The following is a 21,692-nucleotide window of genomic DNA, read 5'->3' on the forward strand; positions in this document are numbered from 1 at the left end:
ATGAAGATGAAATTACCTAAAAACTTTTTGTGGGGTGGTGCACTGGCCGCGAATCAATTCGAAGGTGGGTATGACAAAGGTGGTAAGGGACTAAGCGTCATTGATGTTATGACTAGTGGTGCACATGGAAAACCTCGTCAAATTACTGATTCCGTTGATCCAAATCAGTATTATCCTAATCATGAAGGTATCGATTTTTATCACCGATATAAAGAAGATATTGCATTGTTTAAAGAAATGGGATTGAAATGTTTACGTACGTCTATTGCATGGACACGTATTTTCCCAAATGGTGACGAAGAAACACCTAATGAAGAAGGATTGGCATTTTATGACCATTTCTTTGACGAACTGATTTCACAAGGAATAGAACCCGTTGTGACGTTATCACACTTTGAAATGCCGCTTCATTTAGCGAAAAATTATGGTGGTTTTAGAAATAGACAAGTTGTGGATTACTTTGTACGATTTGCGCGAGTGGTATTTGAAAGATATAAAGATAAAGTGACATATTGGATGACATTCAATGAAATTAATAACCAAATGGATACATCAAATCCTATCTTTTTATGGACGAATTCGGGTGTGATTATATCTGAAAAAGATAACGCAGAAGAGGTGTTGTATCAAGTTGCACATCATGAATTATTAGCTAGTGCTTTAGCTGTCAAAATTGGTAAAGAAATAAATCCTGAATTTAAAATTGGAACGATGATTTCACATGTACCGATTTATCCGTATTCCTGTCACCCAAAAGATATGATGGAAGCACAAAGTGCAAATCGCTTAAGATTCTTTTTCCCAGATGTTCAAGTGAGAGGGTATTATCCTGGATATGCTAAAAAAATGTTTGCTCGAAAAGGTTATGACATTGAATGGCAAGAAGGAGACGACAAAATTTTAAGAGATGGTACAGTAGATTACATCGGTTTCAGTTATTATATGTCTACTGTTGTTAAACATGATGCTGATGCTACAGTTGAAAATAATATCGTCAATGGCGGTTTAAACAATTCTGTTGAAAATCCACATATTGCGACAAGTGATTGGGGATGGGCTATTGATCCAGACGGGCTAAGATATACACTTAATGTATTGTATGAACGTTATCAAGTTCCATTGTTTATCGTTGAAAATGGATTTGGTGCTGTCGACGAAGTAATAGATGGACACATTCATGATGATTATCGTATTGAATATTTAAAAGCACACATTGCAGCAGCAATCGAAGCAGTAGAGCAAGATGGTGTAGATTTAATAGGTTATACACCATGGGGAATTATAGATATTGTCTCATTTACAACTGGTGAAATGAAGAAACGTTATGGTTTGATTTATGTGGATCGAGATAACGATGGGCATGGCACAATGGAACGATTGAAAAAAGATTCTTTCTATTGGTATAAACAAGTAATCGCAACGAATGGTGAAGTAGTGAACGATAATTAATCAAAAAAGATCTTATATAAATGGATTATTGAATGCTAAGCTATAGAACATGACAGGTTAGGGTGTCGTGTTGAGCCAATGCAATCATAAGCATTATATAAGATCTTTACTATATTATTTACTTAATTGTAATTTCTTCTTGTTATAAAAATAAGCACAAATTAATCCAGCATACCAAATAGGTGACAAGATAATACCGATTCGAGTTTCAGCATTAAATAATAATATAATAATGATGAAGACGAAGAATGCGACAACTGCATAAGCAGATGCGATGCCACCCGGTAATTTAAATGTACTTGCGTCATGTAATGCTTTATCTTTTTTAATATAACTAATATATGAAATAGCGATTAATGACCATACAACTAAAGTGATAGATGTAGCTACAGAAGTAATGTAAACAAATACTTCTTCACCATTTGGTATCACTAAATTTAAAATGACTGTGATTGAAATCAATGCACATGTAACTAGTAAAGCATTTTGAGGAATACCTCGTTTAGATAAACGATGCATTGCTTCAGGTGCTTGTTTTTTGTTACCTAAACCGAATAATACTCGGCTATTTGCAAAAATACCGCTATTTGCAGAAGATGCCGCAGCCGTTAAAACAACAAAGTTAATCAATCCTGCAGCGAATGGAATTCCAGCTAAAGCAAATAATCCAACAAAAGGACTGTTTTGAGGATTGATTTGATTCCACGGAACAATCATCATAATGACTGCCAAAGCATCAACGTAGAATAAAATAATACGTAATGGCACACTATTAATTGCGCGAGGCAACGTTTTATGAGGATTCTTTGTTTCACCAGCAGTAATACCGATGAATTCTATACCTGTAAATGCAAATACAGCCATTTGGAATGACATTAAGAATCCGAAGAAGCCATGTGGGAACATGCCACCATGTGAATATAGGTTTGAGAAGCTTGCTGTTGTGCCGGAAGGTGACTTAAATGATAACACCACCATAATAATGCCGACTACGATTAAAGCGATAATTGTAATGACTTTGATAATTGCAAACCAAAATTCTAATTCTCCAAATACTTTAGTACTCGTTAAATTAAGAACTAGCAGTAATAAAATAATAGAAAAACAAGTAAGCCATGTTGGGATGTTTGGATTGAAATATTTAATGTATTGGGAAATTGCAGTGACATCGGCCATAACTGTAATAACCCAAGACATCCAATAAGACCAACCAACAATAAATCCAGCAAATGGCCCTAGATATTCATGTGCGATATCAGGAAATGATTTAAATTTAGTTTTCGCTAACAACATTTCTCCCATTGCTCGCATGAATAAAAATAAAAAGAACCCAACAAGCATATAAGTAAATAAAATGGATGGACCAGCTTTAGAAATAGTATTACCAGATCCAAAGAATAGGCCTGTACCAATTGCACCACCAATTGCAATTAGTTGAATATGGCGATTGCTTAAATCCCTCTTTAATTCATTTGTCATAATATGATTCTCCCCAGTTAATATAGAAAGTCAAGGTCAATTTGTAGACGATAATTTCTATACTTTTTAAAAATAACCCCAAATAAAATGCGACGTCGTTAAAAACACAATACATTAATAGTCTGAAAATTACAACTATTCGCATAAATGTTTTTATATATTATTTATAATAAAGCACGGAATATATTTAAATATGCATCGATTAATTTATGAGATGTATATATTTATAACGGTATTACAAGTAAATTAAAAAATGTTGCGACGTATATGGACAATTAATCAAAGTGTTATTTAGAAATAATAGCAATGTGATGTTAGGGGTGTTTGAGGACTTTTTAAGAGAACAAGGTGTACGAATATAAAAAGGAACAATCTATATTAATTGAAGTATGACAGCAGCTGTCACAACTTGCCCATTAATATAACGATTGTTCCTATAAATTTATGCTTTATTTTCAACTTCTTCTAAAAGAGGAATTGACGCTTGAGAACCATGTCTTTGAACAGTAAACGAACTTGCTTTGTTACCGAAGTCTATAGCCTCTTCTAAATTATCTTGAGACTTATTTAAACGACTCACAAAAGCACCGATAAATGTATCTCCAGCAGCAGTCGTGTCGATAGCTTTAACTTTATAAGCCTGAATTTGCTGGCTATGGTCTTGTGTAGCAAAATATGTACCTTGTTTACCTAATGTAATTAAAACAGTTTTGATACCTAACGATAAAAAGTAATCTGCATTCGCTTGCATGGATGCTTCATCTGTTACTTTGATGCCAGACAATAATTCAGCTTCTGTTTCATTGGGAACGATAATATCAATGAGTGATAACAGTTTATCAGGTAATGGTTTTGCTGGTGCGGGATTTAACACCGTTGTTACACCATGTGCTTTAGCAATTTCAAATGCAGAAATAATGGCAGGTATCGGCACTTCTAATTGTGCAACGATAAATTCTGCTTTAACAATTGCATCTTTTGCTGTTTCGACATCTTCAGGTGTTATTGTCATGTTTGCACCACCATATACATAGATAGAATTTTGACCTTCAGCATTAACAGTAATGAATGCTTGACCAGTTTTAGCTTCATCAGTTTTGATAATATATGATGTATCTATATTTGCTTCTTTAAAGTCTTCTAAGATGAAATCAGCAACACCATCATTTCCTATTTTCGTAATAAATGTTGTATCTGCTTGCATGCGTGCAGTTGCAATCGCTTGGTTAGCCCCTTTACCACCACCAAATGCTTTTTGAGCTTCTTCAACATGTAAAGTCTCGCCTGGTTGAGCATATCTTTCAACCGTTAAAAATTGATCTACGTTTGTAGAGCCTAATATAACAACTTTATTGGTCATTGTATGACTCCTTTCAGTTTTAAATTTTTAAAATGTAACATTTGATTCTAAGGCGATATTGGAATAAGGTGTTATTTCACCTGTACGAATATTACCTTTATTTAATGGATGTGTTAAATTTGTTTTCATGTCTTCGTGAGGAATGAAAACAATATCTATATCAGATGAAAGCAATTGTTTAATTTGTTGTAATTGTTCAGGATTATGTTCCTTTATTTCTTCAGCTAAGTAAATTTTTTGAATTTCTATTTCTTCCAATACTGTAGCTAATACATCGATAAAGCGTGATAAATTTTTTGTGACAGCTAAATCAATACGACGATGATCATTTGGAATTGGCATACCAGCATCGTTGATTGTTAATAAGTCAAAATGTCCAATTGTCGCGATGGCTTTCGATATATGTTCATTTAAAACGCTCGATTTTTTCATGAAATTGACACTCCTTATTTAATAAATACTGTGACTGAAGCGGCTACTAAAATGAGTACTAGGCCGATAATGGTAATGACCATTTCTTTTGATGTTTTATGTTGTTTTAAGAAATATATACCAGTTAATGTTGCAAGTACGACAGAAGTTTGAGAAAGAATAAAGCCAGTCGCTAAACCATTCATATCAGGTTGAGCAGAAATTAAATATGTTAAGGCACCAAATGCAAAGAAAAACCCAGAAATAATTTGTAACCATGTAATTTTGTTACGGAAAGGATTTTCTTCTTTCATATTCATTAAACCATAAATTACTGCAACTAAGACCATACCCATAGCTTGAGGTAAAAAGGCGGTTAAGCCATTAATTGATGTTGCTTGTGGTGCTGCAGAATATAACCAGTATCCAAACTCACCAATTAACAAAAGTATAACGGCACGACGTAAATTTTTAGCGTTACTAGCTTCTTTACGTTCGCTCCAAACTGTCATACGCGCACCAATCAAGATAACGATTAAAGCAGTGAATCCAATGATTTTGTGACCAATGCCTGGCCAATTTCCTAAGGCGAAAACACCCCATAAAGATGCGCCTAATAATTGAAATGCTGTTGTAACAGGCATAGCACGAGATGAACCAACAAGTTCAAATGCCTTAAATGTAATAATTTGTCCAAAGCCCCAACCAGCACCGGATAAAATGGCAAATAGTAAATTTGCTCCAGTAGGGAAGCCGCTTGAAGTGACCATGGCTAAAATAATAGCGAAGATTAATGTACCTACAGTTGCTCCGATAATTTGATTTACAGGTTTACCTCCAAATTTAGAAGCAACTGTTGGGAAGAAGCCCCAGCCGATTAAAGGCCCCAATCCAATAAGTAAAGCAACAATGCTCATGTTATACACCTCACGATTTAATTTAAGTAAAACGTTTTACCAGTGCCATAGTAACACTTTTAATTGTAAAATGCATGCGTTTTCATAAAATGTTAATTACGTTTAATTCATATTTCAAATTTTAATGAATATCGTTTAAATTTTAGAATGACTTTATAGAAAGTAAAATCCCTCAACGTTAAATCAACGCTAAGGGAAAAGGATTCAAAAATATATCGTATGTATGCTATGAATGGGCATTTAGTGCAAAATATTTGAAGAGGTCGTGGATCTAATTTTTAATGTCGTCGGAAGTTCAATCATTTCAATTGTCTTATCTAATTGTTGTAAACGTTGAAGTAATAAATTTAAAGACATTTTACCAATTTCGGTAATTGGTTGAGCTATCGTAGTCAACGGAGGTGTGACATAAGCGGCATAGTCGATGTCATCGTAACCTATCAATGAGATGTCTTTCGGAATGTTAATTCCATGTTCGATTAAGCCACGCAAAATACCAATGGCGAGTTCATCGTTAATAGCAAATGTCGCAGTAGCAGGTTGAATCATAATATCATCAACGATAGTTAGACCACCATGTTTAGATAGATCAGTATAAATGATTTCAGGTTCCGATAATTGATGTGCGCGTAAAGTATCAATAAATCCGGTAACACGTGCAGTCATATTTGCCATCATGTTAAATGGTGCAACAATCGTCATATTTTTGTGACCTAATTCTATTAAATGTTGAGCTGCAAGTTGACCTCCTTGATATTCATTTGTGCGTACAAAATCAGTGTAACCTTGATGGTCATTTTGATCGAGAACAACATATGGAACATGATGCTTTTTTAAATAATCATCAAGTGTTTCAGGAGAAGCGATATATTGCGCAATGATCAAGCCGTCTATACCGCGATCAATTAAATGTTTAACATTATTGCATAATTCGTGAGCTGTAGACGTTAAGAAACATAAATCAACATCAGATGGTTTATAATCATGGATACTTTGCATGAGTGATGAGAAAAACGGATTTGTTAAGCTCGGGAGAATGACACCAATAGTTCGAATCTTACTACCACGTAATTGTTTGGCATGTTTATTAGGTGCATAGCCCAGTCGCTCTGAAACAGCATGTACATTTTTAATTGTAGTTGCTGAAAACCTACTATCATTATGATTTAAAATATGTGACACAGTAGTAACAGATACACCAGCTTCTTTAGCAACATCTTTAATTGATATCTTTTTCATCATCGATTCCTTCTCTTTATTTTGTAATTAAACTTTTAAATATATACCCAATTATTATATTTATCATATCATGAGAAAACATTCGATGACATACGTAAGCATGCACCAGCTATTTTCGATTAATGAGGTTGAATATAGTATTAGAAAAGTGATTTAACTTTAAATGAATCCAAAGACTAGATACATGGAATATTTAGTGTACTAGAAATACATATAAATGATAAAGGTATTATTTGTATATACTAATTTTTATATTTTGAAAAAAGTATTAAAATATATAATAAAATAATGTATATTTAACTATGTAAGATGAATGTTTAGTTTTTGAAAAAGAGTAGTTACAATCGAAGAGAGGATGTTTTTAATGCAATTCAAATTAAAAGAAGAAGAGATTATTAGTTTTTTAGAATTGAAATATCCAGAAAAAGAGTTCGAATATGGTCGTTTGTTAGTTGGACAACATAAACGAGATGATTTAGATGTTTATTACTTTGGTGATACGTTTTTAATGTGCACGATTATTTCGTTCAAGACATTTGAAATTAAAGAAACAGTAGAATTATCATATGATGCTGTTCATCGTATTGTGTTAAAAGATGGATGGTTATTTAGAAAAATGAGAATAGAAACAATGCAAAAAGTATTAAAATACGGTACATCTAAGTTAATGTTAACTGATTTTCAAAAAGAGAATTATGATAAATATATTCAAGGTCAGAAACAACGCGTTATCTTTGAAAATGGCCATTTTGTCTAATTGGTAGTGAATATAATTAGTGTAAGCGAAGAACTGAGAAAAACGTTCTTCGCTTATTTTTCTTGAGTATCATTTTAAAGTGATACAGATAATTCGAAACATGATGCTTCTATTATATTTATGATTTAACCGTTTTTGGAATGATCATGTATGCAGACAGTGAGCCAAGGATCATCAATACAATGCTGACTATAAAAGTTACAGTTGCAGCTACACTAGGCGTATAGTTTAGTTGTAACATACTGAAAACAGTTGTACTTAACGCTATACCAAAAGCACCACCTAATGTACCACTCATTTTATATAATCCTGTAGCTAAACCAACTTTTTCATTTGGCATACTAAAAATTGCAATCGTAAGTCCAGGTGTTGCGACTAAACCATTACCTATCGCACATATGACGAAACCAATGATAACTGCAATGACATATTGTGATGCCGATAATTGAGTCATACTAATAACAGAGATACCGATGACAGGGAACAATGGACCAATGATGAGCATCAATTTGCCACCGAAACGTAATGTCGCTTTTTCACCTAACCGAATCATCGCAACGGCTACAATGGCATAAGGTAATGTAACTAAACCAGATTGAGCAGCAGATAAGCCAAGATGAGTTTGTGCATATATAAAGAAGACAACCGTTACACCGAGACCGCTGTTTAAAACAAAGTTATTTAAAAAAGCACCGATAAATGGACGGTTACGAAATACTGCAAAATCAATAAATGGTGCTGTATGACGGCGTTCAATGATAATAAATATAAATGTAGAGATAATAAATATACCAAGACAAATATATGAAAATGTACTAAACCAGCCTTGTTCAAAACCTTGTGTTAATAACAATGTGAAGCTTCCAATCATTACAGCAAAAACTGTCATACCTTTATAATCAAAAGGATGATGAGTACGATGTTGTCTTACTGTTTCAGAAGTTCCTTTCAGAAGTAGTATGGCAATTAAAGATATTACGATACTTATAATGAAATTAGTTTGCCATCCGAAATTTGTGGCAATTAAACCGCCAATGACACCTGCTAGACCGATACCACCTACTGTACTAATCATTAAGTAACTAATAGCACGTCTTAAATGATCACCTTTAAATTGATGATTTAAAACACCTACTGTTGAAGGTAATAAGATAGCTGCTGAAAGACCTTGTAAAATTCTACCTAAAATTAAAAGGGCAGTTATGTCAGAAATAATTAACAGAATAGAACCAATAATGCTGACTATGAGTCCAATGTATGTCATTTTTAATTGTCCTATTTTATCAGCTATGTCACCCGCTGCTACCATAAAAATGCCAGTGGCAAAAGAAGTTAAACTAATCGATAAATTTAAAAGGGCAGGTGACGTATGATACGTTTGACCAACGAGTGGTCCTATATTAATAAATGATTGTGCAAACAACCAGTATGTTAATGCAGATAACATAATCGCAATAATAATATGACTGCGTGTTGAAGATTGTGATTGTGTGTGATTCACTGATGACACTCCTTGTAAAAATTAAGTATAGAAAGTCATGTTTCTAAGTCTGAAAATGTGAATTTGAATATTCGCTTACAAATTAGTCATGATTTCCTTACATATCATACCATAGTTATTGAGAATGAATATCAATTAATTGCTTATAGACATATTTTTTTATAGTATGTTTAGATGAAGAAGCGTTATTTGAAGGCATTTTAAGGAAACAAAGATAGTAGAGGAGTGAATATAATGTGTACAGGATTCACAATGCAAACATTAAATAATGAAATATTTCTTGGTCGCACAATGGATTACGATTATCCGTTAGATGGTTCGCCTGCAGTGACACCTAGAAATTACCATTGGACATCACGAACAGGAACAACAGGTCAAACTAAATTCGGCTTTATTGGTACTGGGACAGATATGGAAGGTTTTATTTATGGTGATGGTGTTAATGAGCATGGCGTTGCCATTTCAACGCAGTATTTCCGAGGTTATAGTTCATATGCTTCCGCTCATAAAACAGGAGCGATGAATATTACACAAAATGAAATTGTGACATGGATTTTAGGATATACAACAAGTATTGAAGATATTAAACAACAAGCTTCTCAAATTAATGTTGTTGCAGTTTATTTAAATGATATTGGTGAAGTGCCTCCGTTACATTATCATGTTTCTGATAAAACAGGACACTCAGTAGAAGTGTCATTTAAAAATGGTGAAGTAGTTATAACAGATAATCCTATCGGTGTATTAACAAATCATCCAGATTTAGCATGGCATTATAGTAATTTAAGACAATATATTAATGTTTCTCCTTATTCATCTTCATCAAAGCTTTTGGAAGATGTAACGATTGAACCTTTAGGTAATGAATCAGGCACATATGGTTTGCCGGGTGGATTTACTTCAACAGAACGTTTTGTACGTATGGCATTTATGAAGTCACATATTTCTCAGGATAATGATAAAGAGATGGATTTAATGAATGCATTTTATTTATTAGATGCAGTTAACATTCCTATAGGCATTGTACGTCCACATGATGCTGATAGTCATTATACGATGTATCAAACGGTCATAAATTTAACTACAAAAACGTTGTACATTAAATATTATGGAAGTAATGAAATTGTAGAACTTAAACTTACGGATGATTTAGTTCGTAAAAAGGATATGACAATTTTTAAGCCAGAAACTCATTTAGTTGTAAAAAAGTTGAATGAAGATCATTAAGTTAAATATAACAATTTGGCGATTTGCAAATGTGGAGTAAATATTCCTTTATTTATAAGCTTGGGACATTAAGTTCTTAGGCAATGTAAAAACGTTGATTTCTATTAATTATTTGATAGAAATCAGCTTTTTTTAATGTATTTGATAATATACAGAAGCGTATGATGATAACAATATTTTTACGCTTATTTTTGTGCGATTTAGAAGTAAAGATATGTCATTTTATTATCAATACATATATTTTTTGTAATAGTGTTGCAATGAGTTTGGTAAAACATTTCCGTAATATTAAAAAGTTTGAAAATGTGATTTAAACACTTTACTAGATAGTTTGATTATTTTAGTATGTGCATTACAGTTTATTTTAAAACTAACATTAACTTTAATGGAGGATGTTTTATACATGAAAAAATTAACGGCAGCAGCAATAGCAACGATGGGCTTCGCTACATTTACAATGGCACATCAAGCAGACGCAGCAGAAACGACAAATTCGCAACAAGCACATACACAAATGTCAACACAATCACAAGACGTATCTTATGGTACTTATTATACAATTGATTCTTATGGGAATTATCATCACACGCCAGATGGTAAGTGGAATCAAGCAATGTTTGACAATAAAGAATATAGCTATACATTAGTAGATGCAAAAGGGCATACACATTACTTTTATAACTGTTATCCAAATCATGCAGATGCCAACGGAAGCGGACAAACATATGTGAATCCAGCAACTGCAGGAGATAACAATGACTACACAACGAGTCAAAGCCAACAACATATTAATCAATATGGTTATCAATCAAATGTGGGTCCAGATACGAGTTATTATTCACAGAACAATAATGGTCAATCATATACGCGTCATGATGGAAATGGAGAAGTTAATTATCCTAATGGCACATCGAATCAAACAACAAATCAAAATGGTGGAACAGCAAGTAAAGCAACAGCTAGTGGTCATGCGAAAGACGCAAGCTGGTTAACTAGCCGTAAACAGCTACAACCATATGGACAATATCACGGTGGCGGTGCGCATTACGGTGTTGATTATGCAATGCCTGAAAATTCACCTGTATACTCACTGACTGATGGTACAGTAGTACAAGCAGGCTGGAGTAATTATGGTGGAGGTAATCAAGTGACGATTAAAGAAGCGAACAGTAATAACTATCAATGGTACATGCATAACAATCGTTTAACTGTTTCAGCTGGTGATAAAGTAAAAGCTGGCGACCAAATTGCATACTCAGGTAGTACAGGTAATTCAACAGCACCTCACGTACACTTCCAACGTATGTCTGGTGGAATTGGTAATCAATATGCAGTAGACCCAACGTCATATTTGCAAAGTAGATAATATAGCAAATCCCAAGTTACGATAACATACGCAACTTGGGATTTTTTCATTTTAATAATAGGTATATGTCCATTGCTTTTCCTCTAAAACGTGTTGATAAAAAGGATCTTGTCCAATTAATTTGATATCATCTGCAAGTGCTTCAACCTCATCTAAATGATGAGTAGTTAATATAATTAAGCATTTAGTTTTCATAATGTTAAGTAGTTGGTGAATATCATGTCTAGACTTTAAATCAATACCGACCGTAGGCTCATCTAGAATAAGAATTCGTGGTTGTCCTAACAAACCAACTAATATATTAATTTTACGTTTGTTACCCCCAGATAATGTAGATACTTTTACAGATGTATCATCAAAGTTTAATTGCTGTAAATATTCGTTGATAGTTGTGTTAGATATAGGTGTTTTACAAAGTGATTTAAAGAACTTAATATTCTCAGCAACTGTCATATGCTCAAATAATGCAATATCTTGAGGAACATAACCGATATGATTTTGAATTTGTCTTTGATTCCATTTTTCACCAAAATAGGTGATGCTTCCATTGTTAGCTTTTTCAATACCAGCAATCATACGAAGTAACGTTGATTTTCCTGCGCCATTATCACCGAGTAAAATCGTTAAGCGGTTGCTATCAAATGACATGGATAAGTGATGGAAAATCTGTTTATTGCGGTATCGCTTTGTAAGATTATTAATTTCTATCATTAGATACGCTCCTTTACATGAAAATGGTCAAATATACGATACTCATAGCAAATGCATATATAAATGTCATAAATAGACGATGACTTAATGTTTGAATATGGAATAAGATGAACACAATGCCAATTTCATAAACTAATATAAGTAACAGTGATTTTAAGTAAAATACTAAGCTGAGTGGTTGTGACATGTATAAACTAACTGCCCATAATACAACCAATAACAAGGTACTATGTGTTAGTACATAGGTGCTATATAGTTTCAAGCGACTTAAGTGATATTGAGATAAACGTTGCAAAGCTGCTTGCTGGTTTAATCGATAGTGAAGTACAACTTGAACAGCACTTACACATAAAATTACAGCAAATATTAAGCTGATTGAAATGGAGTGTTGTGCTTGATGTGTAAGTGAAACAAATTTAATTTTAGAGTCTGGTGTATGTTTATAATACGACTTATTGATATCTGTTATAGAATGATGTTGTTTCATATCCTTAAGATGTTCATAAATAATATTAGGTATTTGTTGTTCATACAACGAACTACTAACGATTTCTACAGCAATGCTACCGATAAAATCATCTCTACCATATAATTGTATGACTTCTTTTAAACGATTCTCTTTTAACTTTTTAGAGAACCCTTTAGGAATTTGCATACTCAAAATAGATTCCTTTTTAGTAACATCATCTTCAATGTAACCTTCATCTTCACCAACTGTTTTAATAGTTACATAGTCAGAGTGTTTTATTTTATTTATTAATGATTTTGAAGCGGTAGTTTGGTCTAAATCTTGAATGGTAATCGGTATTTTGAAGTTGTCATGCGCCATACGATAACCAAAACTGCATAGTAAAAGTGCAATTAATATGATTGCAACTAGCATAATGTATTGTAGCCACTGTTTTAACACAACAAGTTGGATATAAGGTTTCATCTGCGATACCTCCAAACCAATACAACTAAGTTAATAATAAGAAGTAGGGCTATACTGAAATAGAAACTAGGATGTAGTTCTAATATATAGTTGTTTAAAATAATTTCTAATAGTTGATTCGTTACAATAGCAAATGGTTGAATAGTAAAAATGCCGTTTGCTACGTGCTGTAGAAAAATAGTAGGTACAGTCATGCCAGAGAGCATCAAAACTATAATTGCTAATATGATTTTACAAATACTATTGAATAAATAGGTTGTTAAGAGTTCGATTAACAGCAAACACAGTACTAAAAAGGTAACATAATAGCTTAAATGAATGGCTAACGTTGGCCAATTATATAATTCAAAGGTACTTGGAATACTGAATATAATCCAAACGACGCCAACGATGCTCCATAGCATCGTATATATCCATGTAATAAATGCACGAATGATTAATAAATGCTCTTTAGCAAAATGAAACATTTTCAAACGCTCTTTTAATACTGTATCTTGATTCATTTTCAAAACTGTAAATAAAGATAGTGCAAAGATGAATATCGTTGCTAAAAATCCGGTAATTGCATAATAACTACCCGTATCGTATAAATGAATAGGTTCTAAGTTGAATGCGCCTGAACGGTTTAATCCCGTAATCAGCAAATCTGTCATGACATTAATACTGTCAGAATGTGATGCTTTCGGTGCTAAGTCTTGAAAAGCTAAAATGCCACCCATCGATAGCATAAGACGTTGGTAAACAGAATCTGTTAACTGTGACAACACAACACTCTTCATTGATTGTTGATCGTATGTATATACTGAAATTGGTAATTCACCTTGTTTATAAAAGGCCTTTGTCATACCTTTATCAAAGACAAAGTAGCCTTGAAGTTTCTGCTGTTTTAGCAAATCATGTGCTTTCTTTTCATCATAACCTTTAATACTCACATTTTTCCCTAAGTTACTCCCTTTACCAATAGAGTTTAAGATTAATTTCGTTTCACTTGATTGATCTTTATCTACGACCCCTATATTAAAATGGTTGTCATCTTCTGTTACATGTTGAATAGTCGTTAATGTAATAAGAAGTGCCGCTAAGATAAATAGTAAATAGATGATCAAATACCACTTTTTCAATAAAAAAGAGTGGTAGATGCGAAACAAATGTATTGTTTTCATTTAACCACTCCTCCAATGATAAGATTGAAAGGCAAGATGGCCTTCCAATCTTATTTTTATATTTTAGTTATTTAGATGTCTTTTTTAAAATTGATTCAAACATTTTACCGCTATTTTTATCGATTTCTTTTTCAAGTTTTTCGCGGTCTTTTGAAGATAAACTATTGAAGTCTTTAGCACCGCTAGCATCAAAATCAATATCTGCTTTTAATTTTGTACTAGATTTTAAGATAAAGTTAATAGGTTCTTCAGCAAATTTGATACCAATATTTAAAGTAGATTTCTGAGTATTATTTTTAACATCAGACTCTATGTTGTTTTCAAATGTAATTTCATTTTCATCGCTATATTTATCCATTGCAAAAGCGATTTTACCTTTATCTTGACGTTTTGTGCCGTCAACTTTTTCTTGGTTATCTAATGTGACTTTTGATTCATCATATTCTGTCTTTTTAGCTAATTCGTATTTATCATTATATTTATTATCTTTTTCTTTAGAAGATACGCCTTTAATTGTATATTTTGATTCATCATACGAGTACTTATCTTGGTCGAAGTTAATTGCATAATCTACTTTTAATTTATCGTCTTCTAAAGTGTTAGTACCTTTAATTTTAGTTTTATGATTTTCTTTGTCTGTAATTGTAATTTCTCTTTTTAAAATTGTATGTTTTTCTGTATAAATTTTAGATTGAATTTTAGGGAATTCATCTTTTTTAGTTTCTTTGACATCGTCAATTGCTTTTTTGATTTCTTTATCAAAGTCTTTTTTAGCACCTTGTTTTTCAACTAATTTTTTAATATCTTTATCTTTTTTAGCTTCTTCTAATACAGCTAATGTAATTTTTTTAGTGTCTGCTCTGCTAAGTGTTAATGTGACAGGTCTAACTTTGTACTTTTCACCATTAATTTTAATTTCTTCTTTTTTGCCTTTTTCAAAATTGTCGTCATTTAATTTATCGACAATAAGTTCTGAATATTTTTCAGCAATCTTTTCGTAGTCACTTTGTTGCGTTTGAGCATTACTAAAAATACTATTTAAGTTTAATTGTTGGTTTGTAATACCATTTTCTTTTGCTGTTTCTTCATCTTCACCTGTAAGTTTTGAATAAGTTGATAACAAATCAGAATTATCAATACTATATTTCCCTTTAAATAACGGTGATTCAAAATAGTGCTTATCTTTATCTGCAGCTAACTGGAATTTCCCTAATTCAGTGTCTGCTAATGTTGGTTCAAGGTTAATCTTTGATTTCTCTTTTTTAGGATCATAGCCATACGACATTTTAATTTTAGAAGCATTCACAACAGATTTTGGAATATCAAGACTTTTAGTGAGCTCGTCTGATGCATCTGCACTTAATTCTAATGAAGATAAAAATGAATTATCTTTCATCTTTTCTTGGAACTTCACTTCATTTTCAAAACGGTCATTAAAATAATCTTTATACATTTTTGCTGTTTGTTGTTCACTTTTTAGGTATGTATTTTTCGGTGTATTAGCAAAAAATGCATAAACTCCCCATGCGATTCCACCTATTAATAATAAGACAACAATAATAGGAATTATAATTTTTAGTTTTTTAGACATTTTGTTTCCTCCCAATTATTTATGAGTTAATCATATCAGAACAATACATTTTATTAAATGGTTTATTTTAAATTTTGTTTAAATTAATAGGATTTTAGTTATAATAATGATTAATAAGTTATTGAAAATCTAATAAACTACAAAAAATAGTTTGATTACATAATGATTATTTAAAAATGTTGTTACGACTTGGATTATTATAGCTACAATTATACTTTCGTAAATGATTTTGATTAATGGGGAATGTAGAGAACATTTCTTTGTAACTTTATAATCGAATAGCATACAAAATAAAGCGACCAGCTAAAATTTTACATCTAGTAAAATGTTGTCTGGTCGCTTTTTATTGATGTCATTATTAATTAGTGAATGTAATTATATGATGAAACTTCTGAAGCAGAGATGGTTCTTGATGAAACAATATATTCACCAACCCAGTTCATCTCGGAAATTAAAATACTTCCATCAATATTAACTTTTTCAACGTAGGCTACGTGACCAAAGGGGCCGTTTACAGTTTGTAAAATAGAGCCTCTTGTAGGATGTCTATCTACTTTAAAGCCATTGCTAGCAGCTTGACCTGCCCAGTTTTTGGCGTCTCCCCAAAACGTACTAATTGTATGTCCCTCTTTTGCACGTTTATCAAAGACATACCAAGTGCATTGTCCAGCAGTATATAAGTTATTTTTACTCGTGAACAAAGGCTGATCAATGATTTTACCGTTACCTAACGCTAAAGGTTTACCGTCAGCAGTCTTAGCTTTGTCATTAAATTCAGCAATTTGTAGTTCGTCATACAATTCATCTAAGTCGATTCCTGTAATGAGTCCTTTTTTGTCTTTTGAAAATGCATTATTTAATTCGTCATCATTACTTTCGATATTTGGTGTTGCAGGTGTCAATGGATTGCTTGGTGGCGTTTGAGGCGGTGTGTGTGAATCTATTGCATCGTTAATGTTAGTGTACTGATCACTCAATGGTGAAGGGTACTGATTAGTATTATGGTCACGCTGATTTGTGCGTTGATTATTCTCAGATGTACGTGACTGTGATTGCTGATTACTATTTGGCACACTATTTTTGTCGTAAGTATATGTATATGTGCCATTGTCTTTATTCACTTTGAATTGTGCATTTGGGTGTGCTTTTTGTGCTTCTTCTAGTGTTTGATTGTCCTTCGTAGTAGCTATGGCCGAATGGGGCAATATACTAAAAAAAGTAAGAGTTGTCATAGTCAGTAAAATTGTTTTCTTCATAATAACCATATAATCCTTTATGTATTTAATTTAATTTTAGTATACACATTTATATTACAAAAATGAATGGTTAATTAAAAATATATGGGTATATTCAATATATTTATTTAAAAAAAGCTAAAAATACTTAAAAAACTATATACATATACTAATAATTTATATATTATTTGAGTAAGGAACACTTTTCTAAATAATAGTGTCCCTAAAAAGTTTTGATAAACTTAAAATATTCAGGAGGTTTCTAGTTATGGCAATGATTAAGATGAGTCCAGAGGAAATCAGAGCAAAATCACAATCTTACGGGCAAGGTTCAGACCAAATCCGTCAAATTTTATCTGATTTAACACGTGCACAAGGTGAAATTGCAGCAAACTGGGAAGGTCAAGCTTTCAGCCGTTTCGAAGAGCAATTCCAACAATTAAGTCCTAAAGTAGAAAAATTCGCTCAATTGTTAGAAGAAATCAAACAACAATTGAATAGCACTGCTGATGCTGTTCAAGAACAAGACCAACAACTTTCTAATAATTTCGGTTTGCAATAAGCATTCTGAAATTGGCAAAGTCACAATCAATATTGTGGCTTTGCCTATCATTTTTTTAAGAAAATATCTGAAAGGAAATAAGCATGAAAAAGAAAAATTGGATTTATGCATTAATTGTCACTTTAATTATTTTAATTGCCATAGTTAGTATGATATTTTTTGTTCAAACAAAATATGGAGATCAATCTGAAAAAGAATCTCACAATGTAAGTAATAAAAATAATACAATACATATCGCAATTGTTAACGAGGATCAACCAACTACATACAACGGTAAAAAGGTTGAGTTGGGTCAAGCATTTATAAAAAGGTTAGCAAATGAGAAAAACTATAAATTTGAAACTGTAACGAGAAACGTTGCCGAGTCAGGCTTAAAAAATGGTGGCTATCAAGTCATGATTGTTATTCCAGAAAACTTTTCAAAATTAGCAATGCAATTAGACGCTAAAACACCATCGAAAATATCATTACAGTATAAAACAGCTGTAGGACAAAAAGAAGAAGTAGCTAAAAACACAGAAAAAGTTGTAAGTAATGTACTTAATGACTTTAATAAAAACTTAGTAGAAATTTATTTAACAAGTATTATTGATAATTTACATAATGCACAAAAGAATGTTGGTGCTATTATGACGCGTGAACATGGTGTGAATAGTAAATTCTCGAATTACTTATTAAATCCAATTAACGACTTCCCAGAATTGTTTACAGATACGCTTGTAAATTCAATTTCTGCGAATAAAGACATTACAAAATGGTTCCAAACATACAATAAATCGCTATTAAGTGCGAATTCAGATACGTTCAGAGTAAACACAGATTATAATGTTTCGAACTTAATTGAAAAGCAAAGTTCACTATTCGATGAACAAAATACAGCGATGGACAAGTTTTTACAAGATTATAAGTCGCAAAAAAATAGTGTAGAACTTGATAACTATATTAATGCGTTGAAACAGATGGATAGCCAAATTGATCAACAATCTAATATGCAAGATACAGGTAAAGAAGAATATAAACAAACAGTTAAGGAAAACTTAGATAGATTAAGAGATATCATCAAGTCACAAGAATCGCCATTTTCAAAAGGGATGATTGAAGATTATCGTAAGCAATTAACTGAATCATTACAAGATGAGCTTGCGAATAACAAAGACTTAAAAGATGCGCTAGACAGTATTAAAATGAACAATACTCAATTTGCTGAAAATCTAGAAAAACAACTGCATGATGATATCGTTAAAGAACCTGATACAGATACAACATTTATCTATAACATGTCTAAACAAGACTTCTTAAATGCTGGTTTAAATGATGAAGAAGCAAATAAATACGAAGCTATTGTTAAAGAAGCAAAACGTTATAAAAACGAATATAATTTGAAAAAGCCTTTAACAGAACACATTAATCTAACTGATTATGATAACCAAGTTGCGCAAGACACAACTAGTTTGATTAATGATGGTGTCAAAATTCAACGTACTGAAACAATTAAAAGTAATGATATTAATCAATTAACTGTTGCAACTGATCCTAATTTTAATTTTGAAGGTGAAATTAAAATAAATGGTAAAAAGTATGATATTAAAGATCAAAGTGTACAGCTAGATACATCAAATAAAGATTATAAAGTTGAAGTCAATGGTGTCGCTAAATTGAAAAAAGATGCTGAAAAAGATTTCTTAAAAGATAAAACAATGCATCTACAATTATTATTCGGACAAGCAAATCGTCAAGATGAACCGAATGATAAAAAATCAACAAGTGTTGTAGATGTAACGTTGAATCATAACCTTGATGGTCGTTTGTCTAAAGATGCATTAAGTCAACAATTAAGCGCATTATCTAGATTCGATGCACATTATCAAATGTACAAAGAGACAAAAGGTAGAGAAGATAAACCATTCGATAATAAACGTTTAATTGATATGATGGTTGACCAAGTTGTTAATGACATGGAAAGCTTCAAAGACGACAAAGTAGCTGTTTTACATCAAATCGATACTATGGAAGATAATTCAGACAAACTGATTGATGACATTTTAAATAACAAAAAGAATACAACAAAAAATAAAGAAGATATTTCTAAACTGGTTGATCAGCTAGAAAACGTTAAAAAGACATTTGATGAAGAACCACAAGAACCAAAAATTGACAAAGGCAAAAATGATGAATTCAACACAATGTCTTCTAACTTAGATAAAGAAATTAGTAGAATTTCTGAAAAGAGTACGCAATTGCTATCAGATACACAAGAATCAAAAACAATTGCAGATTCAGTTAGTGGACAATTAAATCAATTAGATAATAATGTGAATAAACTACATGCGACAGGTCGAGCATTAGGCGTAAGAGCGAATGACTTGAACCGTCAAATGGCTAAAAACGATAAAGATAATGAGTTGTTCGCTAAAGAATTCAAAAAAGTATTACAAAATTCTAAAGATGGTGACCGACAAAACCAAGCATTAAAAGCATTTATGAGTAATCCGGTTCAAAAGAAAAATTTAGAAAATGTATTAGCAAATAATGGTAATACAGATGTAATTTCACCAACATTATTTGTATTATTGATGTATTTACTATCAATGATTACGGCATATATTTTCTATAGCTATGAACGCGCTAAAGGACAAATGAATTTCATCAAAGATGATTACAGTAGTAAAAACAATCTTTGGAATAATGCAATTACGTCTGGTGTTATTGGTGCAACTGGTTTAGTAGAAGGATTAATTGTCGGTTTAATTGCAATGAATAAGTTCCATGTATTAGCTGGCTATAGAATGAAATTCATCTTAATGGTGATTTTAACAATGATGGTCTTCGTACTTATCAATACGTATTTATTACGACAAGTTAAATCAATAGGTATGTTCATAATGGTTGCTACATTAGGATTATACTTTGTAGCTATGAATAATTTAAAAGCAGCTGGCCAAGGTGTTACTAATAAAATTTCACCATTATCTTATATTGATAATATGTTCTTCAATTATTTAAATGCAGAACATCCAATAGGTTTAGCGTTAGTAATATTGACGTTAATCGTAATTATTGGATTTGTATTGAACATGTTTATAAAACACTTTAAGAAAGAGAGATTAATCTAATGTTGATGAATAGCGTGATTGCTTTAACTTTTTTAACAGCATCTAGCAATAATGGCGGACTTAATATTGATGTGCAACAAGAAGAGGAAAAGCGAATCAATAATGATTTAAATCAATATGATACAACGCTATTTAATAAAGATAGTAAAGAAGTCAACGACGCGATTGCTAGACAGAAAAAAGAACGACAACAACAAATAAAAAATGATATGTTTCATAATCAAGCGAGTCACTCGACTCGCTTGAATGAAACTAAAAAAGTGTTATTTTCCAAATCTAACTTAGAAAAGACTTCGGAGAGTGATAAAAGCCCCTATATTCAAAACAAGCAGGAGAAAAAAATATTCCCGTACATTTTGATGTCTGTAGGGGCTTTTTTGACTTTAGGATTTGTCATTTTTTCAATTCATAAAGGGAGACGAACGAAAAATGAATCAGCACGTAAAAGTAACATTTGATTTTACTAATTATAATTACGGCACATATGACCTAGCAGTACCGGCATATTTACCGATTAAGAATTTAATTGCATTAGTGTTAGACAGTTTGGATATTTCGATTTTCGATGTGAATACACAAATTAAAGTAATGACAAAAGGTCAATTACTTGTTGAAAACGACCGACTTATTGATTATCAAATCGCTGATGGAGATATTTTGAAGTTACTATAGGAGGA

19 protein-coding genes are annotated in these 21,692 nt (G+C 31.9%); 8 read left to right on the forward strand and 11 right to left on the reverse strand.

Annotation, left to right across the window (positions count from 1 at the left end; translation table 11 throughout):
* Positions 1-6: 6 nt before the first annotated feature.
* Entirely contained in the window at positions 7-1,449 is a 1,443-nt protein-coding gene (locus ML436_01095) for a 6-phospho-beta-glucosidase (protein ID UMT79462.1), read from the forward strand.
* A 114-nt stretch (positions 1,450-1,563) separates the two neighbouring features.
* Here ML436_01095 and ML436_01100 read toward each other — a convergent pair whose 3' ends face one another.
* The 5 genes from ML436_01100 to ML436_01120 form a co-directional block, all read right to left on the reverse strand.
* Entirely contained in the window at positions 1,564-2,928 is a 1,365-nt protein-coding gene (locus tag ML436_01100; GenBank protein ID UMT78384.1) for an amino acid permease, read from the reverse strand.
* Positions 2,929-3,370: 442 nt separating this feature from the next.
* Entirely contained in the window at positions 3,371-4,288 is a 918-nt protein-coding gene (gene rbsK / locus ML436_01105) for a ribokinase (protein UMT78385.1), read from the reverse strand.
* Positions 4,289-4,315: 27 nt separating this feature from the next.
* A complete protein-coding gene (gene rbsD, locus ML436_01110; protein UMT78386.1) occupies positions 4,316-4,720 on the reverse strand; it encodes a D-ribose pyranase in 405 nt (134 codons plus the stop codon).
* A 14-nt stretch (positions 4,721-4,734) separates the two neighbouring features.
* On the reverse strand, positions 4,735-5,616 hold the full coding sequence (gene rbsU, locus ML436_01115; protein ID UMT78387.1) for a ribose transporter RbsU: 882 nt from the start codon (positions 5,614-5,616) through the stop codon (positions 4,735-4,737).
* A gap of 240 nt (positions 5,617-5,856) precedes the next feature.
* A complete protein-coding gene (locus ML436_01120) occupies positions 5,857-6,855 on the reverse strand; it encodes a LacI family transcriptional regulator (GenBank protein ID UMT78388.1) in 999 nt (332 codons plus the stop codon).
* A 364-nt stretch (positions 6,856-7,219) separates the two neighbouring features.
* Here ML436_01120 and ML436_01125 point away from each other — a divergent pair, with 364 nt between their 5' ends.
* A complete protein-coding gene (locus tag ML436_01125; protein ID UMT78389.1) occupies positions 7,220-7,612 on the forward strand; it encodes a hypothetical protein in 393 nt (130 codons plus the stop codon).
* Between the two features lie 118 nt (positions 7,613-7,730).
* Here the strand turns inward: ML436_01125 and ML436_01130 are convergent, their stop codons facing one another.
* Positions 7,731-9,113, reverse strand: a complete 1,383-nt coding sequence (locus tag ML436_01130; GenBank protein ID UMT78390.1) for an MFS transporter — start codon at positions 9,111-9,113, stop codon at positions 7,731-7,733.
* Between the two features lie 234 nt (positions 9,114-9,347).
* Here ML436_01130 and ML436_01135 point away from each other — a divergent pair, with 234 nt between their 5' ends.
* The gene (locus tag ML436_01135) at positions 9,348-10,340 is read left to right on the forward strand and encodes a linear amide C-N hydrolase (GenBank protein ID UMT78391.1); all 993 of its coding nucleotides are present in this window, start codon (positions 9,348-9,350) and stop codon (positions 10,338-10,340) included.
* 403 nt (positions 10,341-10,743) lie between these two features.
* Positions 10,744-11,706, forward strand: a complete 963-nt coding sequence (locus ML436_01140) for a peptidoglycan DD-metalloendopeptidase family protein (protein UMT78392.1) — start codon at positions 10,744-10,746, stop codon at positions 11,704-11,706.
* 51 nt (positions 11,707-11,757) lie between these two features.
* Here ML436_01140 and ML436_01145 read toward each other — a convergent pair whose 3' ends face one another.
* From ML436_01145 to ML436_01165, 5 genes are all read right to left on the reverse strand, one after another.
* Complete coding sequence (locus ML436_01145) at positions 11,758-12,417, reverse strand: ABC transporter ATP-binding protein (GenBank protein ID UMT78393.1); 660 nt, start codon at positions 12,415-12,417, stop codon at positions 11,758-11,760.
* 13 nt (positions 12,418-12,430) lie between these two features.
* Entirely contained in the window at positions 12,431-13,351 is a 921-nt protein-coding gene (locus ML436_01150; GenBank protein ID UMT78394.1) for an ABC transporter permease, read from the reverse strand.
* Positions 13,348-14,514, reverse strand: coding sequence for an ABC transporter permease (locus ML436_01155; protein UMT78395.1), 1,167 nt, complete (start codon positions 14,512-14,514; stop codon positions 13,348-13,350). Before ML436_01155 ends, ML436_01150 begins: the two co-directional genes overlap by 4 nt.
* Positions 14,515-14,581: 67 nt before the next feature.
* On the reverse strand, positions 14,582-16,105 hold the full coding sequence (locus tag ML436_01160; protein UMT78396.1) for a hypothetical protein: 1,524 nt from the start codon (positions 16,103-16,105) through the stop codon (positions 14,582-14,584).
* Positions 16,106-16,467: 362 nt separating this feature from the next.
* On the reverse strand, positions 16,468-17,361 hold the full coding sequence (locus ML436_01165) for a CHAP domain-containing protein (protein ID UMT78397.1): 894 nt from the start codon (positions 17,359-17,361) through the stop codon (positions 16,468-16,470).
* A gap of 247 nt (positions 17,362-17,608) precedes the next feature.
* On the opposite strand from ML436_01165, the gene esxA reads away from it, so the two are divergent.
* The 4 genes from esxA to esaB all read left to right on the forward strand — a co-directional run bounded on the left by esxA (position 17,609) and on the right by esaB (position 21,687).
* Positions 17,609-17,902, forward strand: a complete 294-nt coding sequence (esxA, locus tag ML436_01170; GenBank protein ID UMT78398.1) for a WXG100 family type VII secretion effector EsxA — start codon at positions 17,609-17,611, stop codon at positions 17,900-17,902.
* Between the two features lie 83 nt (positions 17,903-17,985).
* Positions 17,986-21,015 (forward strand): type VII secretion protein EsaA, encoded by a 3,030-nt coding sequence (gene esaA, locus ML436_01175; protein ID UMT78399.1) that lies wholly within the window; start codon positions 17,986-17,988, stop codon positions 21,013-21,015.
* The gene (essA, locus tag ML436_01180) at positions 21,015-21,473 is read left to right on the forward strand and encodes a type VII secretion protein EssA (GenBank protein ID UMT78400.1); all 459 of its coding nucleotides are present in this window, start codon (positions 21,015-21,017) and stop codon (positions 21,471-21,473) included. The genes esaA and essA overlap by 1 nt, the downstream gene beginning before the upstream one ends.
* On the forward strand, positions 21,445-21,687 hold the full coding sequence (gene esaB, locus ML436_01185) for a type VII secretion protein EsaB (GenBank protein ID UMT78401.1): 243 nt from the start codon (positions 21,445-21,447) through the stop codon (positions 21,685-21,687). Before essA ends, esaB begins: the two co-directional genes overlap by 29 nt.
* Positions 21,688-21,692: the final 5 nt, after the last annotated feature.

This window comes from Staphylococcus roterodami (assembly GCA_022493055.1).
Lineage (GTDB): Bacteria > Bacillota > Bacilli > Staphylococcales > Staphylococcaceae > Staphylococcus > Staphylococcus singaporensis.